General features: G+C 50.7%; 12 protein-coding genes. All 12 read right to left on the reverse strand.

The window, feature by feature from the left end:
* Positions 1–30: 30 nt before the first annotated feature.
* Positions 31–3198 carry a glycosyl hydrolase gene (locus ST42_RS05230; RefSeq protein ID WP_052488243.1) on the reverse strand — a complete coding sequence of 1056 codons (3168 nt, stop codon included), beginning with the start codon at positions 3196–3198 and terminating at the stop codon, positions 31–33.
* A 100-nt stretch (positions 3199–3298) separates the two neighbouring features.
* Positions 3299–6115, reverse strand: a complete 2817-nt coding sequence (locus tag ST42_RS05235; RefSeq protein WP_044072672.1) for a glycoside hydrolase family 2 protein — start codon at positions 6113–6115, stop codon at positions 3299–3301.
* Positions 6116–6319: 204 nt separating this feature from the next.
* Positions 6320–7555, reverse strand: coding sequence for an aminoacetone oxidase family FAD-binding enzyme (locus tag ST42_RS05240; protein ID WP_022317609.1), 1236 nt, complete (start codon positions 7553–7555; stop codon positions 6320–6322).
* 150 nt (positions 7556–7705) lie between these two features.
* A complete protein-coding gene (locus ST42_RS05245; protein ID WP_022317610.1) occupies positions 7706–9004 on the reverse strand; it encodes an acetyl-CoA hydrolase/transferase family protein in 1299 nt (432 codons plus the stop codon).
* Between the two features lie 200 nt (positions 9005–9204).
* Positions 9205–10521, reverse strand: a complete 1317-nt coding sequence (locus ST42_RS05250) for an aminotransferase class I/II-fold pyridoxal phosphate-dependent enzyme (RefSeq protein WP_042519358.1) — start codon at positions 10519–10521, stop codon at positions 9205–9207.
* A gap of 15 nt (positions 10522–10536) precedes the next feature.
* Entirely contained in the window at positions 10537–11124 is a 588-nt protein-coding gene (locus ST42_RS05255) for an indolepyruvate oxidoreductase subunit beta (protein WP_044072673.1), read from the reverse strand.
* 21 nt (positions 11125–11145) lie between these two features.
* Complete coding sequence (locus ST42_RS05260; RefSeq protein ID WP_022317613.1) at positions 11146–12738, reverse strand: thiamine pyrophosphate-dependent enzyme; 1593 nt, start codon at positions 12736–12738, stop codon at positions 11146–11148.
* 585 nt (positions 12739–13323) lie between these two features.
* Positions 13324–16416 carry a glycoside hydrolase family 2 TIM barrel-domain containing protein gene (locus ST42_RS05270; RefSeq protein WP_044072677.1) on the reverse strand — a complete coding sequence of 1031 codons (3093 nt, stop codon included), beginning with the start codon at positions 16414–16416 and terminating at the stop codon, positions 13324–13326.
* A gap of 77 nt (positions 16417–16493) precedes the next feature.
* Positions 16494–17639, reverse strand: coding sequence for an AAA family ATPase (locus ST42_RS05275; protein WP_044072679.1), 1146 nt, complete (start codon positions 17637–17639; stop codon positions 16494–16496).
* Positions 17640–18013: 374 nt separating this feature from the next.
* A complete protein-coding gene (locus ST42_RS05280) occupies positions 18014–19759 on the reverse strand; it encodes a polysaccharide lyase (protein ID WP_044072682.1) in 1746 nt (581 codons plus the stop codon).
* A gap of 140 nt (positions 19760–19899) precedes the next feature.
* Positions 19900–20871 (reverse strand): hypothetical protein, encoded by a 972-nt coding sequence (locus tag ST42_RS13135; protein WP_156145797.1) that lies wholly within the window; start codon positions 20869–20871, stop codon positions 19900–19902.
* A gap of 157 nt (positions 20872–21028) precedes the next feature.
* On the reverse strand, positions 21029–25468 hold the full coding sequence (locus ST42_RS05290; protein ID WP_052488244.1) for a two-component regulator propeller domain-containing protein: 4440 nt from the start codon (positions 25466–25468) through the stop codon (positions 21029–21031).
* Positions 25469–25718 lie beyond the last annotated feature (250 nt).

Below are 25718 nucleotides of genomic sequence, written 5' to 3' on the forward strand. Positions count from 1 at the left end.
TGTTTGTTTCTAATGTTCTTGTCAACTCGTCTACTTGCTGATCATTATCGGAGATGTAAGTCCCGACGGCAACAGGTCCTTGCTTGCGCGGCGGTATTTGCCGTTGGTCCATATTCCTGTGAAAGGCGCCTTTCCCTCGTCGTTGCCTTGTAGGGCATTTGCCCATGTGTTCACCACGACTATTTTCAGCGAGTTCTTGCCCTTCTTCACAGCCTGCGTTATGTCTACGGTGTATGGCGGACGCCATGCTGTGCCGCACTGCTTGCCGTTGACGTATACCGTAGCGATGTCTGCCACCGTGCCGAGGTCTATCACTACGCTCTCGTCCTTGGCAGGAGAATGCTTTCGCTTGAAAGTCGTTTCATAGGCAGCATGACCGGAATAGTATCTGATGCTGTTGTCGTCGGTAAACGATGTCCAGTCTTTCAGTTCCTTCATCTCCACCACCTTTCCTGTGGTTTCGAACGTCACCTTCCATCCGTTGTTGTCTATCGGCATCATCTCGCCGACGTGTTTGGGCTGATAGAGATAATCTGCGTCAATCTCATTGTCGGTGAACACATAGAAGAGGGCGTCGTCGGCAGCGAGAGCTATCTCACTGTTGGCGTCAACCTTCATTGTTCTGTTGTGTTCGGCATCTATGATATAGCAATAGCGTCGTGTGTCGCGGAATTTCGGAATGAAGCTCTTCGCTTTGCCGCTCTGGTTGCTCAAGAAATAGATGTCAGCATCGTCGGCATGGCGGTGGGTAAAGTCTATCCCTTCTGGCAGCGATGCGTCGCGGCTGATGCCTATCGACGAGAGGTCGCTCTCGCGCCACACATCTTTGATCACGGGAACACCGAGTCGTGCTATTGAGTCTAAGGTGTTCCAGCAGTCTATGTGGCGGTCAGGGTTCATGGGGCGTGCCTGTGGCACTACGATGACACTGTATGCTGTGCCGCCTCTTGTCACCAGTTTGCCGTTTTCAATGCGGCAGCCGTCGAGGGCATCGTGATTGAATGAGTCGTAGCGGTAGCCGTTCAGCGTGTTCACCCAATGTTCGGCTTTCGTCATGTTCCTGGTGTGTGTCACTCCCACCGGACTCACCTCAAGGGGCTGTCCGATATTCGCCTTGCGTGCAGCCTCTTCCTTCAGCGTAGTCTCACTGAAGAGTCCCGGCAACGATTCTGTGAGTCGTTCCGGCAGGATGGCGCGGCGTGGCATCTCGTCGCCGGTATATATGGCGATGTCGCTCACGGGGTGGCCGTATTGCAGAAGAGCCTGCGTCTTGGATATATAACTGCTGAATGCCGGCATTTCTCTCCACCATGTATTGTCGCGCTGGAAGAAGGTGCCTATGCCGTCGAGTGTCATTCCAGGCTTCTTGTCGGTATAGGGGTTGTGGGTGTTCACATGGAACACGATGCTGTTTATGCCAATGCAATAGTTGTGGTCGAGGAGTCTCTTGAGCATTGCCGGATGTTCGTCCCATGTGCCTCTCACCTCTGTGAACCCTTCTGCCTGTATGACGTTCTTTCCGTAGATATGCGCTCCGCTCACGGCATCGAGCATGTCGTTGGGTTTGTCGTGTGTGGGACTGTTGAGCCAGAACTCGCCCATAGGATAATCGGCAAACTGATAATGGCGCAGTCCGTCGCTTACCATCGTGGGAGCCACGCACTCTGTGGAGAGCTTCACACCGTATTCGTCGGCAAGGCGTCTTACTTCAGAGAAGAACACGTCGTTGACCAGATCACCGATAGTGAGGCGGATGTCTCTCAACACCTTTTCAGACTCTTCAGATGACTTCAGCGGCACACCGGCATAGAGAAGCAGCCATGGCTTGAGGTCATAGCCGCGACGCTTTTTGAATTCATCCATGAAATTGCTGCTCCAGTTCTGTGAACCGGCTTCCCAACTGTCTACATGCAGTCTGGTAAGCACTTTCCTTGCCACGTCGATGGGAGCATGGCGGTAGATGGCGGCAAACCAGTTGTCGAACTGCTTGTCAACGGCGGCTGCCGAAAACTTGTCGCATTCCAGTCCTCTGCCCCCTCCGCCAGTGGCGTTGGTATGACCTGTTGACGTGTGGCCTATGCGTACGAGGTGCCATTTGCCTTTAGGCAGCGAGAAAGCCAGCGGTGCGTCAGTGGTTGACGGGCGCCTGAGTCTTGGTGTCAAGTCAATGACCTTCGATGGGTCTACACATTCCTTGTCGTCTACAGGGAAATACTTTGAAACCCTCCATACTGCTCCCGACTTCCCTTCGTAACCGTCGATGACAGGTTCCGAACCGAGGTTCAAACCACCGATCTTCAGGTTCGGTTTCCATTTGGCGGCATCCATATCCTCGCTGCCGGGATTGCTGCCTTCCGGAGTCCAGCAGAACTTGAAGTAGCGTGCCGTAGTAGCCGGTATGGCATAGGTGGCGAGTGCATCAGTGTTCTGCCATCCCTGTCGGGCTGGAGATATCTCTCTGACGAACTTATAGTCAGTGCCGTTGTCAGAGGCATACACCTTGAATCGGTGAGCCTGGTAGTTGTTTCCACCCGTCACAATCTCCACGCTACGCAGTGTGAAAGGCTTGTCGTATTCCATCACTATGTCGCAAGGTTTCGATGACTTGAAAGGAAATTCCACCGATGCTTTAGGTTTGTTGTCGTCGCAGTATGTGGCAGGGTAGGCAAGGAGGGCAATGTCCTCGTAGTAGCCGTTGCAGATCTTCTGCGGACGAGGCATAACAAGGTTCCTTATGCCTCCACCATTGATGATGGTGTCGCTCCATACCACCCTCTGCATCGACTCCTCAGGCTTTATCCATGGTCCGCCGGCAAGGGCGAAACCATCACAGATGTGTATTCCCATCTCCAGGTTGAGGCTGTCGGCAGTGTGGAACACGGTGTCCATACGCTTCCACCATTTCGGTGAAAGCTGTTCTGAGTCGCCGCCGAGTCCTTTGCCGTCGGCAGCCGATTTTATGGGCATCAGATAGAAGCCCTTGATACTTGCCTCTTTCATCGCCTGCAGGTCGAGGCGTATACCCTCGTCGCTGACGTTGCCATACATCCAATACCAGAATGTCCAAGGCAAAGCACTGTCGGTAGGCTTTGCGAATTGTTCATACCATGTGGGTACGTAATCTGTCTGAACTGTTGTCGGAGCTGCAAGCAACGGGGCGGCAGCGGCAGATATCAATAGAGTGGCTATTCTTCTCATTTTCGTTTTGTCAGTTGATATGCAATGTCGCTTTTCCTGTCGGAATGCACTTGCAAATCATCTTGTCTGTCAATCATCTTTTTCTGTCAGAAATACTATGTTAGTCAAAATGCAGTGTCACCTCTCCTGTGTAGCTGCCGTTAGCCCATACGGGCTGTGCAGAAGGACCATTGAGGTCGGTGGTGTTCACCTTGTTGCGTACGGCAGGGATTACCTGCATCATGCTTATTCCTGTCTCCGGCAGTGTATAGAGCAGTTGGTCGCGTCCGTCGCGTGGCTGGTATACGCCGACGTAGTCTTTGTCGGTGCCTGGACAGATTGTTATCATACCCGTCTTGGTCTGCAGCTTCATCCACTGCACTCCGGCGAAATAGCCCTTGAACTCAGGATAGTCGAAGCTCTCTCCAGGCACGGGGTCGTTGTAGTCGTTTGCCCACACGCCAAGTTGCGGACCGTGTATGCGGTTTTTCCACACTCTGTAAGGACCGCATCCGAGCCACTCCTTATGCTTCACTTCTGTTTCCGGCAGGTCGAACTTCACTCCCATCAAATCTACCACCCCATTGAAGATATATGAGTAGACGAGTCGTGCTCCGCCGTCTGGCGCTATGTGCCACTCAGCTTTCTGCAGTGAACCGAGCTTATATGTAGCTGTTACGATCAGAGTGTCGTTGGCCCCTTCGGTGGCAGTGAGATTGTCAAACTTGCCCTGTTCGGCATATTCTTCGTATGTGGTCTTCTTTTTCTCTGCCTGTGGGTCGTCATGGTTGTAAAACTGGTCCATAGAGCGGTCTGCACGACGGTATGCAAAGAATTTCGGACCATTGCCAAATTTGTAGTCACCCTTCTTTGTGGTGACGCTTGCCAGACTACCGTCCTTCTCGTTGAAGGTGAAAGTCACATTGCCCGCCTTCACCACACCGCCGTTCATCTGTGGTCGGTTGCCAGTGGTGGCTGTCTTGGCGAATGGCTTGTCAGAGTCTTTCAGTTTGAATACCCATGTGAAGAGGTCCTTTCCGTATTGGTCTGTAGCTTTCACGCTCAGTGCCTCAGCTCCGTTCGGAACGGTAGGCACGGAGATTGTTCCCTTGCTGTCGGCAGGGATGTCGGCACCGTTCACGACGCCTTGTTTCAGACTGCTCGCCTTGGAACCATTGTATTTCAAGTAGCTATAATCAAATTTCACGCCTTTTAGCGAGAGGAAATTGTAACGGTTTTCCACGTTCAGTCTGCCGTCGAAGTGTTCAGGCATGCTCACCTGCACAGGGCACCATATCTGTTTCACCGTGTAGTAGCTGCCTTCCTTCTCATGGTGAGGACCAACGATGCCGTCGGCTCCATAGTTGCCTACGTTGTCAATCATTCCACCCATGTCCACTCGCTTCACGCCTTCGTCAACGAGAGCCCAGATGAAACCTCCTGCGCAGCGTGGCCATTGGCGCATCACCTCCCAGTAGTCGTAGAGTCCGGCTCCTGCTCCTCCATCGTAGAGGGCGTGCAGGAATTCTGTAGGCATCCATATCTCCGGTTTGCGCATATATTCGTTGCTCTCGCCGTAAGAGCGGTAGTGCATGGTCTCGTAGCCGCTGAAATTGCCCTGCGGATGAAGCACCGGACGCTTCTGTATGTCCCATTTATGGAAATCGCCGTCGAGTTCAGTGTTCCATCCCTTTTCGTTTCCGTTGCTCCACCATATTATTGACGGGTGGTTGACGTCGCGCGTCACCATCTCACGGATTAGTTTCTGTCCGTTGATTGTCTCGTGATGGCCATGCCATCCGCTCAGTTCGTCCATTACGTATAGACCGAGACTGTCGCAGATGTCGTAGAATTCAGGATCGGCAGGGTAGTGGGATAGGCGCACGGCGTTCATGTTCATGCTCTTGATGAGTTCCACGTCTTCGAGATTCTTCTGGTAAGACAGAGTGCGTCCCGTTTCCGGTCTGAAACTGTGTCTGTTCACACCGCGTATGTTCACCTTCTTGCCGTTGATATAGAGACCGTCGCTTTCTCTTGTCTCTATCGTGCGGAAACCGAACTTGTCCTTCTCCACGTGCAGCGTCTTGCCGTTGGCATCGATGAGAGAGAATGCCACTTGATAGCGGTTCGGTGTCTCTGCCGTCCATAGCTTGGGGTTGCTTACTTTGAAAGCCACGTCAGCATGGTCGCTGCCGTGGCGCACGTCTGTCGTGTTTTCTGCCACCTTCTTGCCGTTCATGTCGCTGATGGTAGTCTTCACCTTGGCTCCCTCAATAGTATGGTTTAGCAGCACATAGGCGTTGAACTCACCGTCGGCAGTGGCGTTGATGGCTGTGCGCTCGATATTGAGAGCCGGTTTGCACACGATGAATACAGGACGGAAGATACCTCCGAAATTCCAGTAGTCGGCGCGGCGTTCAGAGAGATTCACTCCGGCGTTCTCGCTCTCTTTGCTCACGGTGACTTCCAACAGATTCTTCTTGTCTCCGAAGAACACGCGGTCTGTCACGTCGTATGTGATGCGGTAGAAAGCTCCCATGTGCTTGGAGCCTGCCTTGCGCTTGTTTATCATCACCTGGGTGTCGGTCATCGAAGCCTCAAACACCAGTTCTATATGATGGTTTGCCCATTCCTTTGGAAGCTTGAACTCATATTTGTACATACCTTTCTCGTCGGCGATGCCGTCGGGGAATGCCTTGCCGTAGAACTTCATGCCATACTGGAAATTGCCGAATCCCTGCAGTTCCCAACATGACGGTACACCGATTTTCGTCCATTTTCCGGAGTTGTTTCCACCTGTGCAGAAGAAGTCCCACTGCACCATATCGTCACATCCATGACCGCTCAGATATTGTCTGTGTGTCATGACGTCGTTTTGTGCCGTCGCGCCGATGGATGCCGACAGCAAAGCCAATGCTGATATAATCGTTTGTTTCATATTTCTTTTAGTTGACGAGTTGACAAGTAAACAAGTTGACCGGTTGACGAGGATGCTGGTGCTCCTCATAAACCTCTCGCCGATTTGTTTTCATATATGACGCATGAAATATGAAAATGTACTATTACATACCTTTTGTTCGTAGACAATGTAGTAGTCTGTAATGTCTCTATTTACAGGGCAATGTCGTAGTATGCAAGAATATCAGTTCTTGTATTTCTTTTCTATGGCCACAGCCACGGTATGTCCCATTGTCCATGCCGCCTGCAGGTTGAAACCGCCAGTCACGGCATCCACATCGAGCACCTCGCCGGCAAAATACAGTCCGTCGTGGTCTTTGCTTTCGAGAGTGGAATGATTCACGTTCTTCAATGACACACCGCCACAAGTCACAAATTCTTCCTTGAATCTGCATTTGCCGTCCACCCTTCTGATGTCTGCCGTGAGGGTGTTTACAAGTTTGTTGAGGCCCTTGCGCTGCAGTTCGCCCCATCTGAGTTGTGGGTTCACCTGTGAACGCTCGATAAGATGCTGCCACAGACGGGCATTCAGATGTGGGGGATATGCACTTGCCAGTTGCTTTTTCGTGTTGGATGCGCTGATGGCTGAAAGTTCTTCCGTCACTTCCTCCGCTTTCCTGCCGCCACACCAGTTGATGCAGATATCCGTTTTGTATTCATGTTCATGAAGGAATCTTGCAGCATGGCTCGACAGCTTCAGTATTGCCGGACCGCTCATTCCCCAATGTGTGATGAGTAACGGACCGTCAGCTTTGAATTTAGTGCCAGGTATGCTTGTAGTGGCTTCTTCCACCACCGTTCCCATCAGTTTTGTGATGCCGTCACCTGGCAGACACATGCTGAAGAGCGATGGCACCGGATTCTCCGTAATGATGTCGAGCGGACTGAACATATTGAGCTGACTGGCTGCCGGTGTGCCTCCTATTGCCACCACCACGCAGTCTGCTGTTGCCGAACTTCTGTTTCCGCCGAACCGCAGCGAGTATTTCCCGTTCTCCTTGTCGTGGGAAATCAGTTCTACGCGGTGCCCGGTGAGGAGTCTGATGCCGAGACGGTTGATAATCTGCGTCAGCGTGTTTACAATCTCCATTGCGTCCTGAGAAACAGGAAACACGCATTCATCCTCCTGTGTGGTCAGCCTCACGCCTTCGTTCTCAAACCACTCGTATGCATCGGTATGGCTGAAGCCCTTGAGCAGTCGCTTCATCAGTCGTTCGCCTCTCGGATAAATATGGGCGAGGCTCTTCACCTGGTTGAACGAGTTTGTGAGATTACACCGTCCGCCACCCGTCACCGATACCTTGGCGAGCTGACGTTTGCCGCCCTCGTATATCGTAACGTCAGCCTCAGGTAGTCTGCGCTTGATGCCTATTGCCGCAAAGCAGCCTGCTGCACCTGCGCCTATCACTGCGATATGCATTCTTTGTCTGTATTATTTCTGTTTAAAAGTAAAAATGAAAACGGTATGCAAATCTACCACATTTTTGTGAAAGATAAGCATACCGTTCCTGTTTTTGTCATATCTGCTGTCGGCATCAGCCGTCAGCAGATAGAATATCCGCTCGGATTATCATTTCTCTCTCAAGAATCTGTAACCGAAGCGCTCGCATGCAGCCCTCTCCAGATCCTCGCGCACGGCAGGATCGGCAATGGCTATCAGAGCGTGGGCACGCTGTGCGAGGTCTTTGCCCTTGAGATAAGCTCCACCGTATTCCGTCACCACGAACTGTGTCTGGAAACGAGTAGTCACCACTCCGGCACCCTCTGTGAGCACAGGCTTGATTTTTGATATTCCCTTGCCGGATGATGCGGTCATGGCGATGAACGTCTTGCCGCCTTCCGACAACGCACCGCCATACATGAAGTCATGCTGACCGCCCACGCCGGAGAAGAGACGCGTACCGATGGAGTCGGCACACACCTGACCAGTCAGGTCCACCTCAATGGCAGAATTGATAGACATCACCTTAGGGTTCTGACGGATACGGAATGGATCGTTGGTCCATGCCACATCTTTGAATACCATGTCCTCGTTGTAGTCCATGAAGTCATACAGGGCTCTTGAGCCCAGAGCGAGCGATGCCACGCTCTTGCCAGGCATTACAACCTTCTGTGAGTTGTTGATGATGCCGCTCTTTATCAGAGGCAACACACCGTCGGTCATAGCCTCGGTGTGCAGACCCAGGTTCTTGTGGTCTTTCAGAGCGTTGAGCACGGCGTTAGGAATACCGCCAACTCCAATCTGCAATGTCGCTCCGTCAGGAATCTGCTCGGCGATGAAGCGTCCTATCTTCTCCTCCTTTTCGTTAGGCACTGCTGTAGGCACCTCTACAAGCGGATCGTCAACCTCTACGCAGGCAGCGATGTCGTTGATGTGGATAAGCGGATCGCCATAAGAGAACGGCATCTGCTTGTTCACCTGTGCGATGACAATCTTGGAACATTCCACAGCACTCACTGCAAGGTCGGCAGAGATACCATAGCTGCAGTATCCGTCCTCGTTAGGGAGCGACACGTTGAGCAGTGTCACGTCGAGAGGCAGATAACCCTCGCGGAAGAGCGCCGGCACTTCGCCGAGGAAGCAAGGTATGATCTGAGCTTCGCCGCGGTCTACAGCCTTGCGCACGCTGTTGGCAATGAAGAGGCTTCGCGGTATGAATATGTCGCGCAGCTCTGTGGTGGCGTATGGTGCGTCGCGTCTGCCAACGGCAAAGGCAGAGTACATCTCCACGCCCTTCAACTCGCTGGCGCGTGCTGTGATGGCATCGAGGAGCACCTCAGGAATAGAAGTGCTACCCTGGATATATACACGGTCGTACGACTTAATCAGTTTTGCAGCCTCGGCGGCTGATACATAGTTTGGTTTCATAAATATGTTTTGGGTTTTAGAGTTGGCAAGTTGACGTATTGACGAGATTATAAAGAATACTCTTGTCGGTTGACGAAGGAAAAGTCTTTCGTCGGTATGACGAGTTGACAAGGAGCTTTCACATTTTCAATTGGTTAAGGCAGATCTTGCATCATTCCACCTTAATATCTCCTCGTCAACTCGTCTTCTCGTTAACTTGTCTACTTGTCCAAAGGATATTTCTCGTTGAATATTCTCAGTCTCTCGTCGAGCATTGGGAAATGTTCGTCGCGCAGCATCGATGTGCAGACGCGCAGTCCCTGCTGTTCACTGCCTGTAGTGCGCAGCGAGATTGCCGATATTCCGTAGTGGATGAGTTCGGCGAGCAGGTCATCGCCGGAGAAGCCCTTTCTTCCGATGGTGAAGAAGAAACCGTCGCTCACGTCTTGGTCGAGGTCCTTGTCATACACGATGTGGAAGCCGTTCTTCAGGAACACCTCCTTCAGCAGAGCAGCCCTGCGGGCATACTCCCTGTTTTCGGTCACGAAGTCGAGCTTTCCGTCGCATGCCGCCTCATACATCGCTGCCAGTGCGCACTGTGCCGAATGGCAAACGCCCGACGACAGTGTGTAGAGCACAGTGAATATGAAAGCGCGTCCCAGTGTGTCCATGCCGAGAGTCTTCTCCAGATGCGGATACACACGGTTGAAGAGCTTGTCGCTGATGGCTACCGTTGCCACGCGCTCGCCGGCATAGCTGAATATCTTTGATGCCGAAAGCATGAGCATGTAGTTGTCGGTATAGTGTGCCACGGTAGACTGATACGGAGCCTCAAACGGTTTGCCGATGTATTTGCGGGAGTCCATGCCCAGATAGGCAAGGTCTTCGATTACCACGGTGTCGTATTTCGTTGCCAGCTCACCGATATACTGCAGTTCCTCCTCCGTGAAGCAAACCCATGTAGGGTTGTTGGGGTTGGAATAGAGTATCGCTGCGATGTTGCCTTTTGCGAGATGACGCTCCAATTCCTCCTTCAGCTTTTCGCCACGGAAGTCATACACGTCGAACATATCCTTCTTGTAGCCCAACACGTTGGCCTGCAGTGGCTGCACTGAGAAGCCAGGGTTGATGAAGAGGATAGTGTCCTTCTTCTCGTCGAGATGGTTTGTCACGATGAACGAGGCGAACGTACCCATCATTGAACCCACTGTAGGGATGCAGCCCTCAGGGTTGATGTCCACGTTGAGGAATGCCTTGACGAATCTCGAAGCCTGTTTCTTCAATGGTGCTATACCTGAGATGTTAGGGTATTTCTGTGCCACTCCGCTGTCGAGGGCCTTCTTCTGGGCCTCGATGCCGATTTGGCTTGCCGGCAGACCCGGCGAACCCATCTCCAGATGCACGAATTTCTGACCTGTTATTTTCTCCAGTTCCTCTGAGAGAGCCACGGTCTGGCGAATGGTAGCATTGCCGACATGCGGGATGTGCATCTTCTGCAATACCTCGTTTACCGTTTCTTTACTGAAAGGAATTTCCATAAAACTGTCCTTCTCTTATTTGTTGATATGCTTGTCAGCCACTTCCAGTCCGGCTCTGAAAGCCTTCAGGTTCATCTCTACGATAGCTTCGCCCTTGCGGCCGAACACGTTGCGGATACCTTCCTCTATCTTCTCCACCTCGATGCCGAGGAATGGAGATGCAGCACCGAGCAACACGATGTTTGCAGCGCGTGGTGATGCCACCTCCTTGGCGATGGTGTCAACGTCGAGCGATACATGATGGTCTATAGCCTTGATTCTGTCGAGCAGCTCCTGCAGTTCAGGATAGTTAGGGATGTTGATGAATGGGGCGGTGTTGGTGATGATCCATCCGTCCTTCTTCAGATATGGCAGATAGCGCATAGCCTCCATCGGCTCGAGCGAGATGATGAGATCCGCCTTGCCCAGAGGAATGAGGTCTGATGATATAGGATCAGAGCTGATGCGCAGGTTTGACTGCACGTCGCCGCCTCGCTGGCTCATTCCGTGAACCTCAGCCTGCTTGATATATAGCTTCTCCTTGATAGCGGCAGCGCCTATGATGGTTGCGATAGAGAGGATTCCTTGACCTCCCACTCCCGAAAGAATTATGTCTGTATTCATAATGCTGTTCCTCCTTTGTTTTTACTTTTTCTTGTTGTGGCGGCGAGCCGTCTGAATGCACTCTCTGCGTGGGATTACCACGCTCACTCCGTTGTAGTTCAACTCCTCGCGGATAACGTTCTGCATCTCTTCCATGTGCTGTGGCAATGGGATAACGACGCGCACGTGTTCTGGCTCTACGCCGAGACCGCGGCAGATGCTCTCGAGTCTGCCTGTTCCGGCAGAGTCCTGTCCGCCGGTCATACCGGTGGTGAGGTTGTCAGAGATTACCACAAGGATGTTTGTCTTCTCGTTCACTGCGTCGAGCAGTCCTGTCATTCCAGAGTGTGTGAATGTAGAGTCGCCGATTACGGCTACTGACGGGAACTGCCCTGCGTCAGCGGCACCCTTTGCCATCGTGATGGAAGCACCCATGTCGACTACTGAATGCAGAGCCTGGTATGGTGGCAGATAGCCCAGTGTGTAGCAACCGATGTCACCGAACACACGGCTGTTGTCATACTCCTTCAGCACGTTGTTCAGAGCCTCGAACATGAAGCGGTGGCCACAACCCTGGCAGAGTGCTGGTGGACGTGGAACCACGAGCTCGCAAGCCGGGTACACCTCCTCGTCTTTCAGTCCGAGGGCAGCGATGATATTGTCTGGAGTAAGCTCTCCTGTGCGTGGCACCTCTCCAGTGAGTCTTCCCTTGATGGTGATGTCCTGATCCAGAACACCGCGCAGCATCTCCTCAACAACAGGCTGTCCGTCTTCGAGGATGAGCAGTGAGTCGCACTTCTTTGCCAGTTCCTTCACCTTGTTTACAGGCAGAGGATACTGCGACACCTTGAGCACTGGGTAAGGGCATCCGTCCTTGAAGTGCTCCATCAGGTAGTTGTAAGCGATACCGCAGGCGATGATTCCCAGCGAAGTGTCTTTGCCGTCTATGAACTTGTTATACTTGGAGTTCTCAGCCTCAGCCAGGAATTCCTTCTGCAGGCCAACAAGGCGCTCGTTGCGCTTGCGTGCCACAGCCGGCAGCAATACCCAGTCCTTAGGATTTGACGGGTATGTCATTGGGTTCTGGTCCTTGATTTCACCAGTAGCCACTACGGCGCGAGAGTGTGCCATACGGGTCACCATTCTCATCACCACCGGCACCATGTGCTTCTCCGACAGTTCGAAGGCATCCTTCATCATGCCGTAAACCTCCTGCTGTGATGATGGCTCAAACACAGGCACCATGGCGAACTTGCCATAGAATCTTGAGTCCTGCTCGTTCTGTGAAGAGTGCATAGAAGGGTCGTCGGCAGCCACTACCACGAGTCCGCCGTTTGTTCCTGTCATTGCCGAGTTAACGAAGGCGTCGGCACACACGTTCATTCCCACGTGCTTCATGCAGACCATGGCCCTCTTGCCCATATACGACATACCGAGAGCTGCCTCCATGGCTGTCTTCTCGTTTGCCGACCAACGGCAGTGGATTTTTCTTTCGGCAGCCAACTGGTTGCCCTGAATATACTCTGTGATTTCTGTGGATGGAGTTCCGGGATATGCGTAGACACCCGAAAGTCCCGCATGAATGGCACCCAAGGCTATAGCCTCATCGCCAAGTAGCAAAAGTTTTTCATCCATATTCAATAAGGTTTTTATAATATTGGTTGCAAATATAATGCTTTTTCTTGATTTAAAACAAGAAATTGGTAAAATATTATTATTGTCAGATAACCCTCAAAATATAGAGGTCCTGTCCGAAGCCCAATGGATGAAGGACTTCGGACTTTATCTTTCCAGAAGCAATCCCTCTTTAAACCCAAATCGGTCATTAGGGCTTGCATGGATTTTGTTTTTTAGAAGAGTGGATTTTGTTTGGCTTTTAATGAGTAATAGCGGGCTATTTCAGATGGATCACCCCAATAATTGTAGCGACAAGAATATATGCCTGGAATTTCCCCCACGGCGTGGGGAACAGAACCCCCCAATGTGGGGTTTCATTCCCCACGCCGTGGGGGAAAATTTTAGGCATGTTTCTTTGTGAGATTGTTCGTAAGATGTACGAACTGTTTCTTTTCCTAATGCCTGATACGGGTTACCCAAATCGGTCATTAGACCGTTTTGTGTTGTATTTTATAACAGCTTGCCGTTTTGTGTGATATTTTATAAGAAGCTTCCTTTGACTGCTGATAACTCTGTCAAGTTATTGTCAGAGACTGGCGGAAATCATTTTCTCTTGAACATCACATGCAGTGAATGCTGCTTCTGAGGAATGGAGTATTTGGTAAGCACGCCAGGTCCGCAGCTGCTGTTTCCCAGTCCCATCATTGCCGCGTCGATATTGAGAAAGACGTAGTTTTCAGTATGCAGGTCGCAGTCGTGGGCTACGGTAGACAGCTGATGCTCCGAATAGGGCAGGGCAGAGAAGGCAAACGGAGTGGCGTTGGCTGTCGTCACGGTGTAGCCTCTGCCCTTGGCATCGGTGAGAGATAGCGTGACGGTCTGCTCATGGTTGCCGCTCGACTGTGGCCGCGGATAGTGTACGTATTCCTGGTCCACGCTGCTTGTCCATCTGCCGATGCCCGTAGCTTCGAGGCGGTCCACATAGCTGTCCTGCAATCCCTGTCCATACCATGACAAGCGGGTCATATCCTTGTCCATCAAGAACGTGTTGCCGATGCATGGCAGTGGCGGCAACTGTCCCTCAGGAGTATACGTGGCGCTGAAATCCACAGATCCGTCAGCATCCATGGTGTATACATAGTCTGTGGTTATCTTGCCATTGGCATAGCGGCATTCCTGTGTTGTGGTCACAGTAACCGTTCCGTCGGCATTGCGTTTGGCGTCGAGAGGCTTCACAGTGGCAGTCTCAGGAGAGTCAAGCCTGTTGTTCTTCCAGTCTTTGGCTATCCAGTTGCCGAATCCCTTGTCGTTGTCGAGAGGAGCGCGGAAGAAGTGGGGCTTCACCATATCAAACCACTCCATTGCCTCTTTCATGTCAGCCTCTCTGCCGGTTTTCAGCGACATGGGACTGAAGGCTGTGGCGAGGCGGTCGTTGATGGCAAACTGCTCGTGTTTCACTTCGAAGCCTGCCTTTGCCCACTTGGTGTCGCTTTTCAGTTGGATGCTGACATTGAGCCGCACATCGGCAGCATGGTCGAACTTGACGGAAGGTACTGTCAGATCCTTTATCTCACCTTTCTTTATCACTTTTCCGTTCTCCGTGATGTTGAATGCGATACGGTAATTGTCCATCTCCACCATATTGTCGAGCATCACGACATGCAGCCTGTTGCCCGTGAGCTGGACATCCATCGGCGCATACACCTGTTTCACCTCATTATATTTGGGAGTAAGCTTGCGGTCAGACGATACTATGCCCTTCACGCAGAAAGCCTTCAGATTGGGCACATCGCCGAAGTCACCGCCGTATGCCACCATCGTCTTTCCGTCGTCGCGTTTCTTGAATATCCCTTCGTCTGCCCATTCCCAGATGAAGCCGCCGAGCATCCGCTTGTGACTGTATATCTCGTCCCAATACTCCTTGAAGTTTCCGAGGGCATTTCCCATGGCGTGGGCATATTCGCTGGTGAGCACCGGACGGTTGTCGTTGGTCTTCCGGGCGATGCTCAGCAGACGTTCCCATCGTGCGTTCTCAGGACGCTCCATATTGTTGTCCTTCACTCCAGGGTTGAGATATTCTTCCTGCACGCGAGGATAGAAGCGGCTAATCACGTCGACATACTCCGGGTCCTTGTTGTCTGCGCCCTGTGCTCCCTCGTAGTGTACGGGGCGTGTGGGGTCGTATTCATGAATCCATGCCGCTGTCATGGCAAAGTTGGGACCCCATCCCGACTCGTTGCCAAGCGACCAGAACACCACCGACGGATGATTTCTGTCTCTCATCACCATCCGCTGCGTGCGGTCGATGAATGCCGCTGCCCATGTGGGGTCAGAGGCGAGAGTGCCCCGAAGTCCGTGTTCCTCTATGTCGGTTTCGTCCATCACATACATGCCGTATTCGTCGCAAAGCTCATACCACCGTTCGGTGTTGGGATAATGGCAGGTGCGCACGGCGTTGATGTTGCATTGCTTCATCAGTCTGATGTCCTCCACCATGCGTTCCTCCGTCATTACGTGTCCCGTTTCAGGGTCCATCTCATGGCGGTTCACTCCGCGCAGCCTCACCTGCTTTCCGTTCACGAGCATCATACCGTCTTTTATCTCCACCTTGCGGAATCCCACCTTCGTCTCGGCCCTCTCCACCGTATTTCCGGCAGAGTCGGTGAGGGCGAGTTTCAGCGTGTATAGATAGGGATGCTCGGCGTCCCATTTGTGTGGGTTCTTTATAGTGGTCTTCAGCCATCCGTATGGAGCGTAGCCACGCTGCGGGTTGCGCTGGTTGAGAATCTTTCCCTTCTTGTCAAGATTCAGCATCGGTTCGGCGGCATGCCACAGGGCAGTGTCGGTCACCGCTTTCCCGTCGGCATCGTAGAGCATTGCCGAGATGCGGTAGCCCTTTCCCTTCTCGTCGCCGCAGACGCTGAGTTTCGGGTCGATTACGAGTTCCGCATCCCTATAATCATCATCAATAAGCGTGCGCACTCCAAAGTCGGCTATGCGTATCTTCGGCGTGGCAAAGAGGGTTATGCTACGGTGTATTCCGGCGATGCGCCACATGTCCTGGTCTTCGAGATAGCTGCCGTCTGAATATTTCATCACCTTTATCGCCATCATGTTGTCGCCCTCTTTCAGATATGGCGTGAGGCAGAATTCTGCCGGTTCCATGCTGCCCTGAGAGTAGCCCACCTGCTGTCCGTTGACATACAGATAGAAGGCACTCGACACGGCGCCGAACCTTACGAACACCTCTTTCCCCTTCCATGATGCAGGCAGGGAGAATGTGCGGCGGTAGCAAGCCGTGGGGTTGCGTTCCGTATAGGCGGTGTAGGTCTTCTTCGGTTCCCGCATAACGTGGGGCGGGTCAATCTTGAAAGTGTATCCGGAGCTGCTGTATATGGGAGTGCCGTAGCCGTTCATCTCCCAGTCGCCAGGCACTCCGAAAGTAGTCCATCCGGTGTCGTCGAACGAGAGACTGTAGAAGTCAGCCGACTGTTCGTCGGGTGTCTTGGTCCAGTTGAATTTCCATTCCCCGTCGAGCGACATCTGCATGTCGCCATTCCCGTTGAGATACGGCATGAAGGCGGCACGTGCCGGCATACGGTTCTTTTGCAGCACATACTGGTTCTCCCAGTCGTGTTGCTGTGCCTGGGCTGCAGTGGCAAGGGCCAGTGCGGCAGCGAGTATGATGTGTTTCATAACGTCTTGTATATAATTATATAAAAATGCATGATTATATAGGATTGACGTCCGTGAGGTCGGTATGTAACGTGTCGTCACTCTTTCCAAACCCTCTTTTTCAGCCATAAGGCAAGTATCGGATCACACATTTCCATATATTTAGGAGCAGTGAGCGAGATAAGGTCTTTCTCAACGAGAGTTTTTTTGAGTCTTGTCACATTGGCGGCCGTGCCCAAGCGGTAAGTGTTCAAGACCGCTGACTGTGTGAATCCCGTGTGTACGCCATTTACCAAGGCGTGAAGAAAATTCATCTGATAGGCAGAAAGATCTTCTGTCTGCTGGATGAACAGTGGTTCACAAGCATCGAGCAGACGGTTGATACCGTATTGTACATCAGATTCCGTCACTTCTGTCTTGGTTTTCAGCCAAACAAGCCATGCCAGTTGTTGTACATAAGAAGAATACCTGTCTGTCACGGTGCAAATGGTGTGTGCAAGTCCTTCAGATATATGTTTTCCTGTTATTTTGAAACGCTCACATATGTATGCTACCCAATCCTCTTCGCTTATCTTGTTCAGATAAAACAGGTCTCCAAAGCGATAAAACGGATAGCTCTGGTCTTGGAACATTTTTTCCATCATGTGTTTCTTGCTTCCGTAGAGACAATATGAAACGTGTTTCTGTAGTTGCCATATTCCCCGTAGTTTCTTCTGAAATATCAACGAGTCGTTGAAATCGCCAATCTGCTGGAATTCATCTATGCACACTATAATCCTATAGCCTTTGGCTTGTGCTATCAATTCTGGTAGCTTCAACACGTCTTCTGTTGTACTGTTGCTTGCATTGTATTGCAAAGAGATGGAAAAGTCAGTCAAAGGGTCTTGTCCGAAACTTATCTTAGGGACAAACCTGCTTAAAAATACTTTCGTGTTTTCCATCCATTCCTCCCATTTAGTTGATGTTGCACGTACCACTGCCGTTGCAAAGGCATTGATGAAGTCTATCTCAGAGCGACAACCGAAAGCGTCAATATGTGCAATCTTTATGTCATCACTTTTAACGAGCGAGCATACCTTGTCGACAAGCGACGTCTTTCCCATACGGCGTGGAGAAATCAATATGGTGTTGATGCCATAGTTAAAGTTAGCCTTCAGTCGTTCTGTCTCTTCTTTTCTGTCAGTAAAAGTATCGCCTTCTACACGAACACCGAAAACAAATGGAGTTTCAAAGTTCTTTGCCATAACTGGATAGGATTGATGTTACGCATGCAAAGATATGAAAAAAAATAGTTTTAAACAAGGTTGTTTAAAACAAGGTTGTTTAAAAGTTGTAAATCCTCAACCTATAGCGAATATGTGCTATAGGTTGAGGATTTAATGGGATTTGATGGTATTGTATTGTTTTCAGAATACAGCAGCTGCTTTTCTGATTTCGCAAATTTAGTGAATGGTTTTCGTATACAATAGATTTTGTCTTGGCGTGATTTCTGTATCGTAAAGGATACCCCCCAACGGTCTGATGGCCTATTTGAAATAAAAAATCCGCAGACCAATGAGCTTGATTTGCGGATTTGTATTCATTTGTGTGTTTTGTTACCTTTTCGTATACTCTTTCTTTACATCAGACTTGTCTTGCCTTCGAGAGTGTCGTGGTTGTTGCGGAGGTCGGTCCAGTCCACTTTTTTCTTGGTGTCGATGCCATTGATGTATTTCTCGATGTTGGTGTAGCCGTCGCCGTTGCAGTCGAGGTTGGCGTCAGACGGGTCGTTGGGGTTCAGACCATTTGCAATCTCCCATTCGTCTGGCATTCCATCACCGTCGGAATCTTTCCATGCAGTGTACTTCTTGTATTTAGGGAATCCTCCCATCTGCTCGATGCTGGTAATGATTCCGTGCTTGTAAGAATCATTGTCAAGACGACGGTATTTGAAGAAGCCTTCTTCGTTCTTTGATTTGTCGGAGAGTCCCCACATATCTCCGTATGGATTCTTCTTTGGAAGTTTCTTTACGTAATAAGCCTGTCCTGTGCGAACCTCCTCAACGATGCGCTGGTCAACGATGTCGCGGCAAGGGAAAGTAGCTCCTACGTTTGACAGAACCTTATCGAAAGTCTGATCAGAAGGAATGATGGTCATGTGAGGCATGGTGAACGGTTCGTCAGAGTGCATCAGTGCTTTTACGTCATCAGGAATACCGTTAGGAAGATCCTTGTCGGCAATCTGTATGCCGCCGTCCCAGTTGTCCTTTGTTACGCGTTCGTTGCCTTCAACGATGTTGCCTGCAGCATATATTCGTCCGTATTGCGGATAATCGAAGAGTTTGTTGCTACGGCTCTCGCTCTTTACGATACGATAGCTGATAGGGCCTTCTGGAGTGAGAGGTCCTGGTTTGTAGTAGTTGTTGATGAAATTACTCATTGTAGAGTATTCACCACCATCAGCAGTACGGTGAACCCAGTTGTAGATGATGTTGTTCACGAAGTTGAACACGCCTCCCCATCCGATAGACGGGTTGCGGCCAGTGTTGTCAGCCCAGAGGTTGCGCATGAACGATGAGTTCTCTCCACCAATTGTTGATCCGAAGGCATGGTTCCATGTGTCGAGAGCCTTGGCTGATATGGTGTTCTGGATTGTTACGTTTACTGTTGGTACCTTGCGCTTTGGCTTGCCGTCATGGAGGTCAAACATGTGGCGATAGAACGAGATGTTCTCGTCCAGTCCCCACTCGCAAGAGCAGTGGTCAATCATAATGTTACCGACAGGATTGCCTCCGAAAGAGTCTTCACGGTACCATACGTGTGTGTTGCCGCGGCGGAAGCGCATGTGTCTGACGATTACGTCATGGGTGTTGACCTGGAATGACTCTCCGGAAATCTGTACACCCTCTCCTGGAGCGGTCTGTCCGGCTATGGTGATATAAGGGGCACGTACGATGATAGGAGTCTTGAGCACGATGTTTCCTGATACATTGAAGACAACGATACGTGCACCACCCTGTTCACAAGCCCAACGGAACGAGCCAGGACCGTCATCGTTGAGGTTTGTTACTGTGAGAACCTTTCCGCCACGTCCTCCGAATGTGTACATACCGCCACCCTCGGCTCCCGGGAATGCCGGAATCTTTGCCTGGCGCAGGTCGTATGGACGAGAAGCCCAAGGCACATAATGGCGTCCTTTCATAGCTTCAGCCTTGACGATAGGCCATGCAACAGCCCATGCAGAATCAGAATGGGCAGTCCAAACAGCTGTCAATGAGTCGATTTTCGCTTTTGCCTCTTGTGTGATTACGGGGTACTGTGCGTGTATCGCCTCTGAGCCGACCATGAGGGTCAGCGCAGCCAACAATAGTTTTTTGCTAATCATAATTGTTATGTTTGTTTTAATTATCCTTTTAGCTTATTTTATGACGTTGGCAACAATGATGTGTAACCATTTGCCTATACATGAAAATCCCTCTCATAGTGTTTGGGTATGAGAGGGATTAGATTATTGTTATTGCTGAATTATTTAACAAACTTCTTTCCGTTCTGGATAAGGATGCCCTTGGCATTGTTGTTTACGCGCTGACCTGCAAGGTTGTAGATAGGAGCATTGGCATTAGCCTTGTTGACAGTGATGTCGCTGATACCTGTTGTTCCGACTGTAAACTCGAAACCGTAGATACCTATCTGGCTCTTTGTGTTGAACATGTGGTAAGATTTGCCAGCCTCTACAGGGAATGAAACGTATCCGAGAACCGGACGGTTTTGTGTGATGCCGTTGGTGTGCTGCAGAACGTAGTCGTCGGCCATCTTGCCAGTGTTCAGATATTCAGCGTCGCCTGTGTCAACGCTACCCTTGAAGGCAAAGCCAGTGTTCTGGTAGAAGATGGAAACGTCGATTGTTGAAGGAGCAAGTGGCTGTTTCGTGTCGGCATCAACAATGTATGTAGGGTTTTGGTTCTTGTTGCCGTAGATGGCAACCTTGAGAGTTCCTGATTTCTTTGCAAAGAATCTGTAGTAGAGACCCTTCTGCGGCATATCCATGCCCGGTTCCCAGTATGTGCCGTACACGCGGTGTGCCGTACCGTTATCTGTTTCCTCGTCAAACTCCCAGTGGCTTATCTCCGGGTTTCCCTTGCCCATCAGATACTGTGCAAACTTTGGGTTGCATCCGTCAACAATAAGTGCATCGTTGCCGTCCACTTTGCCTTTAAGCTCCCATGCTACGGGTTCTTTGTCGCCTTCTTTCACGCCGTTTGGTGTAGAAACGGCTGTCATGGTCATGTTTTCGGTCTCAGCTGTTATAATGAAAGTCTTGAGTGTTGACGGCTTGCTCGTGTCTGGGGCATCGGCAGTGCCTCCACCGTAGATGTTTGATGTGGCTTCGCCCTGTACGACGTTCTCAAGATTATAGTCTGCAGCCTTCCACACTTCCTGTGCGTTTAAACTCATTGCGCAGAGCGCAACTGATACAAGAGTAAAAATTTTTTTCATGTTTCGTTAGTTTTTAAAGTTTAATAGATGTTTAATTTTTTCAGTCCTACTTCTTATGATTGTATGAAATACGCTTCAAAAGTATTGCTTATATTTTAAATATGTGTATATGTACACGTTTATTTAAAATCTTTTAACCGTAAAGCACACAATATATCTACATGTTAACATTGTTATCTTTACTTGTTTGTTTGTTGCGATATTCCAATGGTGTCATGCCGAATTTCTTCTTGAAGCATTTGCCGAAATAGCTTGATTCCTTGAAGCCCACTTCATAGGCTATCTCAGAAGCGCTCTTGTCGGTGGTGACGACGAGTTTCTCCGCCTTGTCGAGACGGATTTCCCTTACGAGGTCTACGGGGGCGAGCCCCGTCAGGCTCTTCAGCTTCTTGAAGAATGCCGAACGGCTCAGTCCCACACCCTCGGCTATCGTGTCGATGTTGAAGTCATTGTTCCGTAAGTTCTCCTCTATGATAGTGCGGATGCGGTCAACGAACTGCAGGTCTTTCTTTGCCAGATGGTCCTCGTATCCGTTGCCCTTTGCGGCAGGTTCTGCACTGTTCTTTGCCTGCAGCACCATCTTGCGCTGGAATATGCTCTGTTCGCGCAACAGCTGCTGGATGCGTGTGGCAAGCATCTCGTGGCTGAAAGGTTTTGTGATGAAGGCGTTGGCACCAGTGGCGATTGCTTTCATCATGTCGTCATCGCCGTTCTTTGCTGTCAGCACTATCACCGGAACATGGCTCACGCTGAAGTCACGCCGTACTCTCTTCAGCAGTTCCACACCATCCATACGTGGCATCATGAGGTCTGTGATGATGAGGTCGGGATGCACGTCAAGAATCTTTTCCAGAGCGTCGGCACCGTCTGTAGCCGTCACCACATGATAGGAGTGGCTCAGCTGTAGCTGCAGCATCCGTCTGAGATCACTGTTGTCTTCGGCGAGCACAAGGGTAGGGCGGTACTGGTCTTCAGAATGGGTATCGTCGTTGGCGGCAGCCTTATCTGCGGCATCACTGCTGATTCCTTCCGTGTCGCCGGCGTAGGTCAGATCCTGCGGATTGATATTGTCGCCAAGCAGGATGTCGTGGTCGTCGTCTTTGAACTTCTCCTTGCTCATCGGTATTTCGAGAGTGAACGCCACTCCCTTGCCGTCGGCAAGATTCTCCGCCCATATCCTGCCATGATGCAGAGCGGTGAATTCGCGCGACAGACTGAGTCCTATTCCCGTTCCATGCTGGTGTGAGTCAGAAGATTGGGCGTTGTCTGCCATAGAGAATCTCTCGAATATCTTTTCCAATTGCTTTTCCGGAATTCCTACACCGTCGTCGCTCACTGTGATGCGGCAGATGTCGGCATCATAGTCGGCAGTCAGAGTCAAGGCGATGTTGCCGCCATGGTCGGTATATTTGAATGCGTTGCTCAGCAGGTTGTTCACTATTACGGCAATCTTCTCGGCGTCACACCAAGCCATGACGGGCTTTTCGGGCAGATTGAAAGATAGCGTGATGTTGCGGTCTTTGGCTGCGAGACGGTACTCCGTGCAGAACGCCTCTGCGATGGCATTGATGTCGGCATGAGAGAGCTGCAGACGCATCTTCTTGTTCTGCAGTTTGCGGAGGTCGAGAATCTGGTTCACGAGATGCAGCATCTTTGAAGTGTTGCGGTCGATTAGTTGCAGATATTCCTTACCCTCGCTGCTTAGCGTTTCGTGGCGTTTCAGTTCCTCGATTGGCGATTTAATGAGAGTGAGCGGTGTGCGCAGTTCGTGGCTCACGTTGGTGAAGAATCTGATTTTCAGTTCCGCCAGTCTGTCGTTGATATACACCTCGTTGCGCATCCTTATCATATATAGCGAGAGTCTGATGCCGGCAAATATGGCAAGACACAGAAGGATGAAATAGATGGCGTATGCCCACCACGTGGCCCACCATGGTGGCAGCACTGTGATGAGGATAGTGCATTCTGGTGAGTCGTCGTAGACAGACTTCACTCTGAATGTGTATTTGCCAGGCGGCACGTTGGCGTATGACGCCAGACGGCTGTTGTCGTTCAGGTGCCATTCGTTTTCATATCCGTCGAGGATGTATTTGAATGTCGTGCGGCTGTTGTCTATGAAGTTCGGAGTGGTAAACTCTATGGAGAACATGTTCTGGTCGTGGTTGAGCACTATCTCCTTGGCATATCGTGGCGACATCTCGCTGATGGCGGGGGAGAAGCTGTCGAGGCTGCGGTTCTGCACCTTGAAGTCCACGATGATGGTCTTGTAATCATGTCTTGAATCCTTATCCAGTTCGTCAGGACTGAACACTATTATTCCCTCCCTGCAGCCCATGAGAATCCTGCCGTCGGAGAGACAGATGCTGCTGTTGTCTTCCACTTTGTTGCGCATCACTCCGTCGAGGAATCCGTATGTCCTCACCGAGTGGTCGCTATCAGAGAAGCTGATGTTTGTCAGTCCGTTTTCAGTCGTCAGCCACAGGCGGTGATGGTGGTCTTCGGTCATAGTAGACACTATGTTGCCCACCATGTTGTTTTCACGCATGCTCTCAAGATGCAGCTTTCCGCTTCGTTTGTCGTAGCCCATTATCCTGTTTGTGCTGCATCCGAAGATGCTGAGCCAGATGCTTCCGTTGCTGTCTTTGAATATGGAGAATATGTCGTTGTCCACTACGGTTGGGTTGTCGCCCCGTCTGTAGTCGTTTATCGTGATGTCTTTCGGTGCCTTGAAACCGGCACCGAACGAGAGCAGTCCGTCGGTGGTTGCCACCCATAGCGTGTGGTCGTTGTCTTCGGCTATCTGCCTCACGTTCAGATACAGGTCATTGTGAGGATATTGTTTCAGTTCATTGTTCTTGTTTATGAACACTGTCTTTCCGTTTCTGTTTGCTATGAGGTTCAGACCTCCGCCGTATGTGCATACCCAAATTCTGCCCTTTGAGTCCTGGAAGGTGTAATACACTTTGTCGTTGCTCAGCGAATAGCGGTCGTTGGCATTGTGTCTGTATGTGGTCAGTCTCATGCCCTGCTGACAGCTTTTGTCGGGAGTGGCCTTCGTCAGTCCGCCACCTTTGGATGCCAGCCAGATGTTGCCGCTGCGGTCTTCCATGATGTTGTATACGATGCCCATCGTGCCATTGTATTTCCTCACCACGCTGTTGGTCATCAGATCCACGCAGTAAACGTTTCCCCGCCTTGTGCCAATCCACAGTAGTCCGTCGCGGCTCTGGTACAGGGCGCGTATTCCGTAGTTGTTGTCATTCGGGTTGGTGTCGCCGGCGAGAAGCGAGGAAAGCAGATAGGAGATATGTCGGTGTGGAAAGCGCACCTTGAACAGTCCGCTGTTTGTAGACGAGAGCCATAGCAGTCCGTCTCTGTCGATATTGATATCAGAGAATGACGGACTCTCTTGTTCATTCAAGAACGTAGGAGTGAGCTGTCGGGTGAATGTTGATGTCAGCATATTGTCTATGCTGCCCATCCGTTTCGTTGTCCTGTCATAGCGCCACACCTTTCCGTTGCGCAGCAGTACGAAGAGTCCGTTGTCGCCGGCATCGCAGAATTTCACGGCATCCAGCGTTGTTTCCATCGGTGTGGCAAAATGTTCGGTTGCCTTTGTCTTTGGGTCAAACATGGTCAGTCCGTCGGCGAGACCATATATCCAGAGCTTCCCTTCCTTGTCGGCGAAAGCCGTTTCTGCCTTTGTCTTTATGGCGGAAACCAGTTTCCCGTTCACGTCATAAATGCCGTCGGCAGTAGAGAGATACGTTTGGGTTCCTATCGTAGTGATGGTGTTTATGGGCGATGTAGAGGTGGTGTGTATGATGCGTGTCTGTCCCGTCTTCATGCTGATGGATATGGCATAGCCATTCGCCGTGCCAATCATCACCAAGCCGTTCCCGATGCCGAAACATGTGGCTTTCACGCCTCTGCCCGGTCGGGAGATCATCCTTTTGCCTTTGAGAGATTTGGGTTTTGATATTGTGGCTACCTCGAAGTTAGGTCCCAGCCAGAATATGTAGTCAGCCGTCTCGCCCACCACGTTGTGCTTGAGTCTCATCGTCGTCCTGTCGATGTCGTGGCGTGAGTTGTATATGGGCTTGATAGCGGGGTTGTTTTCCTTGTCTGTGAAGACCTCATACAGGCACTTGTCGCGTGTGTATAGCAGCGTGTTGCCGTTGTCCATCGCCTGTACCTTTATCACCCTCATGTTCTTCGACACGCCTTTCAGTTCCGAATACATGTCATTGAAGCGTTCGGTGGTCTTGTCGAATCGGAAGAGTCGGTTGTCTGTGGTCCTTATCCAGAGGTTGTTTCTGTTGTCCTCCACGATTGTGATGACTTTGCGTGGCGGGATGTCCGATTTGGTGTCGCGTCGGGTGGCATATTGCGTGAATTTCGTTCCGTCATACGACATCAGTCCGTACCATGTGCCGAGCCATAGCAGTCCGTCGCGGTCTCTGAGAGATCCATAGACGGCAGTGGATGGCAGTCCGTTTTCGGTGGAGTATCTATCCACTATCATGTCCGTAGCCTGTGCTTTAGTATGCAACGGCAGGATAAGCAATGAGAGTATTGCCAATATTATGGTTTTCATGATGATTCCTCTTGTAGTTGTTTGTCAGTAGTCTTATTACTTTGCGGTCATCATCTAAACGGTCATAATGCCGTTTTTATGTAGTCATTCCATGATGATCGATTCGGCTCCAAAGTTACGGCATTTCTTCAAAATATAAAAAGAAAGGCAGGAATATTCGCATATTCCCACCTTCTTTTATTAGTATTTCTCCTCCATACGGTATCAGGCTGTGAATAATGTGTCTTTTTCAGACCAGTCCTGACATCCG

Source organism: Prevotella pectinovora (genome assembly GCF_000834015.1).
In the GTDB taxonomy this organism is placed as follows: Bacteria; Bacteroidota; Bacteroidia; order Bacteroidales; family Bacteroidaceae; genus Prevotella; species Prevotella pectinovora.

Excerpts from the sequence above, each read along its gene's own strand:
- ST42_RS05235 (WP_044072672.1), bottom strand. The coding sequence starts at position 6,115 with ATGAAACAAACGATTATATCAGCATTGGCTTTGCTGTCGGCATCCATC.
- ST42_RS05255 (WP_044072673.1), bottom strand. The coding sequence starts at position 11,124 with ATGAATACAGACATAATTCTTTCGGGAGTGGGAGGTCAAGGAATCCTC.
- ST42_RS05290 (WP_052488244.1), bottom strand. The coding sequence starts at position 25,468 with ATGAAAACCATAATATTGGCAATACTCTCATTGCTTATCCTGCCGTTG.
- ST42_RS05260 (WP_022317613.1), bottom strand. The coding sequence starts at position 12,738 with ATGGATGAAAAACTTTTGCTACTTGGCGATGAGGCTATAGCCTTGGGT.
- ST42_RS05250 (WP_042519358.1), bottom strand. The coding sequence starts at position 10,521 with ATGGAAATTCCTTTCAGTAAAGAAACGGTAAACGAGGTATTGCAGAAG.
- ST42_RS05275 (WP_044072679.1), bottom strand. The coding sequence starts at position 17,639 with ATGGCAAAGAACTTTGAAACTCCATTTGTTTTCGGTGTTCGTGTAGAA.
- ST42_RS05245 (WP_022317610.1), bottom strand. The coding sequence starts at position 9,004 with ATGAAACCAAACTATGTATCAGCCGCCGAGGCTGCAAAACTGATTAAG.
- ST42_RS05280 (WP_044072682.1), bottom strand. The coding sequence starts at position 19,759 with ATGATTAGCAAAAAACTATTGTTGGCTGCGCTGACCCTCATGGTCGGC.
- ST42_RS13135 (WP_156145797.1), bottom strand. The coding sequence starts at position 20,871 with ATGAAAAAAATTTTTACTCTTGTATCAGTTGCGCTCTGCGCAATGAGT.
- ST42_RS05270 (WP_044072677.1), bottom strand. The coding sequence starts at position 16,416 with ATGAAACACATCATACTCGCTGCCGCACTGGCCCTTGCCACTGCAGCC.
- ST42_RS05240 (WP_022317609.1), bottom strand. The coding sequence starts at position 7,555 with ATGCATATCGCAGTGATAGGCGCAGGTGCAGCAGGCTGCTTTGCGGCA.
- ST42_RS05230 (WP_052488243.1), bottom strand. The coding sequence starts at position 3,198 with ATGAGAAGAATAGCCACTCTATTGATATCTGCCGCTGCCGCCCCGTTG.